The 5,234-nt window shown below is 32.8% G+C and carries 5 protein-coding genes and 1 pseudogene; all 6 read left to right on the top strand.

Features of this window, described 5'->3' with window-relative positions:
* Positions 1-694 (top strand): NAD-dependent epimerase/dehydratase family protein (locus AC1DO4_RS27510; protein WP_477420972.1); only part of this gene is annotated, 694 nt, incomplete at its 5' end.
* Positions 687-1,871 (top strand): glycosyltransferase family 4 protein, encoded by a 1,185-nt coding sequence (locus tag AC1DO4_RS27505; RefSeq protein ID WP_477420971.1) that lies wholly within the window; start codon positions 687-689, stop codon positions 1,869-1,871. The genes AC1DO4_RS27510 and AC1DO4_RS27505, both read left to right, overlap by 8 nt.
* Before the next feature lie 8 nt (positions 1,872-1,879).
* Complete coding sequence (locus AC1DO4_RS27500; protein ID WP_477420970.1) at positions 1,880-2,710, top strand: glycosyltransferase family protein; 831 nt, start codon at positions 1,880-1,882, stop codon at positions 2,708-2,710.
* A gap of 269 nt (positions 2,711-2,979) precedes the next feature.
* Entirely contained in the window at positions 2,980-3,948 is a 969-nt protein-coding gene (locus AC1DO4_RS27495) for an O-antigen ligase family protein (RefSeq protein WP_477420969.1), read from the top strand.
* 1 nt (position 3,949) lies between these two features.
* Positions 3,950-4,663 (top strand): glycosyltransferase family 2 protein, encoded by a 714-nt coding sequence (locus AC1DO4_RS27490; protein ID WP_477420968.1) that lies wholly within the window; start codon positions 3,950-3,952, stop codon positions 4,661-4,663.
* 5 nt (positions 4,664-4,668) lie between these two features.
* Positions 4,669-5,234, top strand: a pseudogene (locus AC1DO4_RS27485) (WcaI family glycosyltransferase); the annotation flags it as partial.

Genomic DNA, 5,234 nt, shown 5'->3' with positions numbered 1-5,234 from the left:
AGTTTCTTTTTCATACCAAAACCCATTTGAAGATTTTCAAAAAAGTGTTCAAAGTACATTGGCTTTATTAGAGTATATCAGGCTACAAAGCAAGCCATGCCATTTTATATACCCTTCAAGCCCTGCAGTACAAGGAGATCTTGGTGACATAGAAATTAAGGAAGATGATCCATCTAATCCTGTTTCACCATATGGGTTTCATAAAAAAGCAGCCGAAGAGCTCTGTTATTCGTACAGCAAAAACTTTGGCCTCAAGGTTTCCATAATTCGTTATTTTTCAATTTATGGAACAGGTTTACAAAAACAGCTGTTGTGGGATGCCTGTTTGAAAATTAAAAATACGTCAAACGAAGTGGTGTTTTTTGGGACCGGTGAGGAAACAAGGGATTGGTTATACGTAACAGATGCTGCAGCATTAGTATTAAAAGTTGCCGAAAATGTAAAGGAAAATATCATTGTGATAAATGGGGGTACAGGAATCAGAACAACAGTAGGTGATACTATTAAACTCCTGGTAAACCTGTATGATAAAAAAGTTGATGTGAGATTTAATCAGGTGGTAAAGCCAGGAGATCCAAGATTTTATCATGCTGATATATCAAAGGCCATTGAATTGGGGTGGAAACAGGAAACAAGCCTGAACGAAGGGCTTAAACAGTATTTGAATTTTTTTAAGAGTCTGCTAAATGATTAGAGTTGCTTTTTTGCTAAACTTTACAAAAGAATATAAGGGTGGAATAAATTATATAAAGAATTTGTTATACGCCTGCTCTATTTCTGAGAATAAGAATATTGAGTTTTTTCTTGTTGTGCCATCTGATATTGAAAACGAATATATAGATGTATTTTCGCCATACGCAACAATAATAAGAACTAATATTTTAAAAAGGAATACGCTTCCCTGGTTTGTAGAAAAGATATTTGAGCGAAAATTCAGCGCTAATTTTTTATTATTAAACTTATTAAAAGTGCACAAAATAGATGTTGTTTCGCACTCAAATTTTTTTAGCAGATATAAAAAACTAAAGATAGTAAACTGGATTCCGGATTTGCAAATACTTCATTTTCCTGAATTATGGACCAACAATGAGCGCAAACGAATTATTAACCAGTACAGGAATATTGCTAAGTATAGTGATAGAATTATTTTAAGCAGTAACGATGCATATAAAGACTTCATTAATTTTACTGCAACCAATCATGATAAGGTTAAAGTATTGCAGTTTGTTTCGCAACCGGCGACGATAGATGAAAATGAGTATATTGAAGTAAAAAAAACAATTAGGCAGAAGTATAATATTAAAAATAATTTCTTTTACTTACCCAATCAATTTTGGAGCCATAAAAACCACATAACAGCGTTTAAAGCCATTAATGTTTTGAAAAAGAGGGGTTTAAATCCTTTGTTAGTTACCACCGGGCACATGGCAGATTACAGGAAGACTAACAGTTTAAAAAATATATTTGATTATATAAAAGAAAATGAGCTGTGTGAAAACATTTTATTGTTAGGGTTGATACCTTACAATGAAGTACTTGTTTTGATCAGATCTTGCCTGGCCTTAATTAACCCGTCGTTATTTGAGGGGTGGAGCTCAACTGTTGAAGAAGCTAAGAGTAACGGTAAACAAATCCTGCTTTCTGATATAGCTATTCACAGGGAGCAAAATCCTGAAAATGGTATTTATTTTAATCCATTAGATGAGTTTAATTTGGCGGATATTATGGAAAAAATGTTAAGACAGAACGACAACAATGACTTAGTAAATGATTTTTTTATTAAGCAGGAAGTAAAAGACGATCTGGTTTATCGTACAAAATTATTCTCCGAAAAATATCAAAATATTATAGCTGAATTGTTTAAATCCTGATATTTCAAATGGAAGAATTTATTGCTGTTCTGGTTTTATATAAATCTGTTTTAAAGGAATCTAAAACGTTTCTGTCAATTTGCAAATCATTAGAAAAAAGTAATCATGAATTAGACCTGGTTGTTTATGATAACACACCGGAGTATAATGCTAACCTACCTGCTGGGTTAACTACTATAGGGAATGTAAATGTTATCTATTGCCGGGATTATGACAATAGCGGGGTTAGCAAGGCGTACAACACAGGTCAGTTGATAGGTAAAGAAAAAGGTAAGAAATGGATAATTTTGTTGGATCAGGATACCAGTTTCGCGGAAAATACCATGGCGAAATATATAGAAGCAGTTAATACTTATCCTAACGATAAGTTATTTTCGCCCATTATGATAGCCAATGGTAAAACAATAATATCCCCATGCCATTTTAAATTTATGAGAGGCTTTTCGATAAAGGAAATCAAAACCGGTATAAATAGTTTAGATAAATTTTCAGTCATAAATTGCGGGATGTGTGTTGACATCAAATCGTTTGACGAAAATAAAGGATACAATGAATTAATTAAGCTTGATTTTAGTGATCATGATTTTATCAGACGATTTAAGAATACTGTAACCGACAGGTTTATAGTAATTGATTTAAAAGTTAATCACGAGTTGTCAACTGAAAGCACAAATTCGGCAAAGAGCGACCTTATTAGATTTGATTATTATTTAGAAGGGGCTAAGTATATCTCTTCTTCGGTATTTGAAAGCGTTTTATTGAAAATTAATGCGGCGTTAAGATCATTAAAACTAACTTTAATTCATAAGGACTTTTCTTTTATAAAGAAACTTTTATAATTTAATTTTTAATCGTGTCTGATAACAATAGTTTTGATAGGGTAAATAAATATATATTAAATGTAATATTTACATGTGTGTTTCTGGAACTATTTCTTGGTGGCTCAGGACGCTTAGTGGAGTTTACCTCATTTCTTACCCTAAGAATGTGCCTGTTTTGTGTTTACATTCCCATAACGCTATTTTTTTTGATTGTTAGAGGGTATATCAATAAATTTATCGTAATAATTGTTGGCTATTTTTTATTTTCTATAACGATAGCAACTATCGTGGCGTTTATAAATATTAAAACGGCAACTGCTGGTATGTTTGATGATGTCAAGCCCTTGCTTAATATATTTTTACTCCCTTATTTGTACTATTCTATCGATTCGGTTGACAAGATTAAACACCTTTTAAAGCTGCTTAAAATCTCCGCAGTAATATTGGCAATAATGCATTTGGTGTTCTATTGCATTTATTTACAAAATTCAAGCATCGCGCAACTAACGGCGGTTTTGAGTACCGATGCAGAAGATATTGATAAAACGCAATTCTTTTTCAAGGGCGATAGTGGTTATGTAAATTATACAGGTGATGTTTATTTATGCATTGGCTTTATAGTATGGGATCAATTTCATAGAAACTCGTTATTTAAATATATTATTTTGTGCCTGTTGTTTGTTTCCATTGTATTAACCGGTACCCGCGGACTTATATTAGCAACCGCCGGAGCTTATTTTATAAAGTGGACATTCCTGAAGTTTAATTATAAATCAATTACATACATCCTGATTGGTTCTTTTCTTACGGTGTTGATGTTTTTAAATATAAAGGATAGTATTGGTGATAAGGACGAAAGCGATCAGGTAAGATACAATACAATTAATCAGGTGGTAGATCGTATAAATCCAATGTCTGTTATAATAGGGCACGGGTTTGGAAATGGGGTGCCCGAAAGACCAGGCCATATGGAGATTTCCTATCTTGAAGTTTTTCACAAACAAGGAGTGATAGGTTTGGTGTACTATTTTCTAATTTTGCTGGTAGGTTACATAATGTATAAAAGGTGCAGCTTAAAAAATGGTATGGGTTTTTTTATGTTTATTTGGTTTGTGTACTTATTAACTTTTACAAATCCATATATCAATCACCCATTGGGTATAACTATTATTTCTATTGCAATAATATCAATGATGAAGCTGGGTGAATTTGAAAAAAATGAACAGGTTATTTTATATAAATTAAATAAAGGATAGGATGCCCAATGTGAGTGTTTGTATGGCAACATACAACGGTGAAAAATATATAAAACAACAAATAGAAAGTATATTAACCCAATTGTCTGATGACGATGAAGTAATCATTAGTGATGATTCATCAACTGATAATACAATTGGAATAATAAAATCATTTAATGATAATCGCCTAAAAGTTTTTGTAAATACGCACGCAAAAGGGCCAACGGGCAATTTTGCGACTGCCCTGAAAAACGCCAGTTTTGATTTTATCTTCCTTGCAGACCAAGACGATTTATGGTTGGAAGGAAAAGTAAAAAGGCACCTGGAATTGATGCAGCAATATGAATTGGTTGTTTCAGATGCAATTGTAATTACAGAAGACGGAACAGTTTTATTTGAGTCGTTTTTTAAAGCAAGGGATTCAGGCAAAGGTTTTTTAAAAAACTTAAAGAAAAATTCTTACCTGGGTTGCTGTATGTCATTCAGAAGGAGCTTGCTGAACAGGGCATTCCCTTTTCCTGAAAAACTTTATATGCATGATTGGTGGCTGGGTTTGGTTGCCGAATTAAAAGGGAATATTTTCTTTTGTGAAGAAAAGTTTCTGCACTATATAAGGCACTCTACCAATGTTACGCAAACGCTTCAAACAAAACTGCCCTTGTCAAAAATGATTTCTAACCGGTGGGGATTTATTAAGGCACTTATTAATTTGAAAATCAAAGGTCAATTTTAGTTTAAATGTTACTCAAAAAAAGTTTCTTATTAATATCTACCAACTACTTTCCTGAACCAACCGCAACAGGTAAATATAATGGCGAGTTGATTGATTGGCTCATAAAAAAAGGGCATGATTGTACAGTTATCACAACTTACCCACATTATCCTTTTTGGAAAGTTCAGTTACCCTATAAAGGCCGATTTTTCAAAAAAGAAATATTTTCATCCCCTGACAGTGGCAAATTAACTGTTTACAGATGCCCTTGTTACATTCCCGCTGTTCCATCAGGCGCTAATAGACTTATTATGGAGTCTGCATTTTTATTTTCCTCACTTTTTATTATTATTCGTTTATTATTTAAAAAGAAACTCAATTATATTTTAGCCATTGCCCCTCCTTTTCACATGGCTTTCCCAGCACTTTTATATAAGTTTTTTAAAAAAGCGGTGGTCATCTTTCATATACAGGATCTGCAGGTTGATGCTGCTCAAGGGTTAGGAATGTTAAAGAATAGACATCTCTTCAATGTTTTATATAAAATTGAAAGGATGTTTTTAAAGAAGACAGACTTTGTAAGCAGTATCTC

It is taken from the genome of Mucilaginibacter sp. P5_A6 (assembly GCF_056400585.1).
Note: the sequence above shows the minus strand (reverse complement) of the source record. Positions and strands in the feature narration are given on the sequence as shown.

Bases quoted from the DNA above. Each gene is read 5' to 3' on its own strand.
- AC1DO4_RS27505 (WP_477420971.1), top strand. From the start codon at position 687: ATGATTAGAGTTGCTTTTTTGCTAAACTTTACAAAAGAATATAAGGGT.
- AC1DO4_RS27500 (WP_477420970.1), top strand. From the start codon at position 1,880: ATGGAAGAATTTATTGCTGTTCTGGTTTTATATAAATCTGTTTTAAAG.
- AC1DO4_RS27490 (WP_477420968.1), top strand. From the start codon at position 3,950: ATGCCCAATGTGAGTGTTTGTATGGCAACATACAACGGTGAAAAATAT.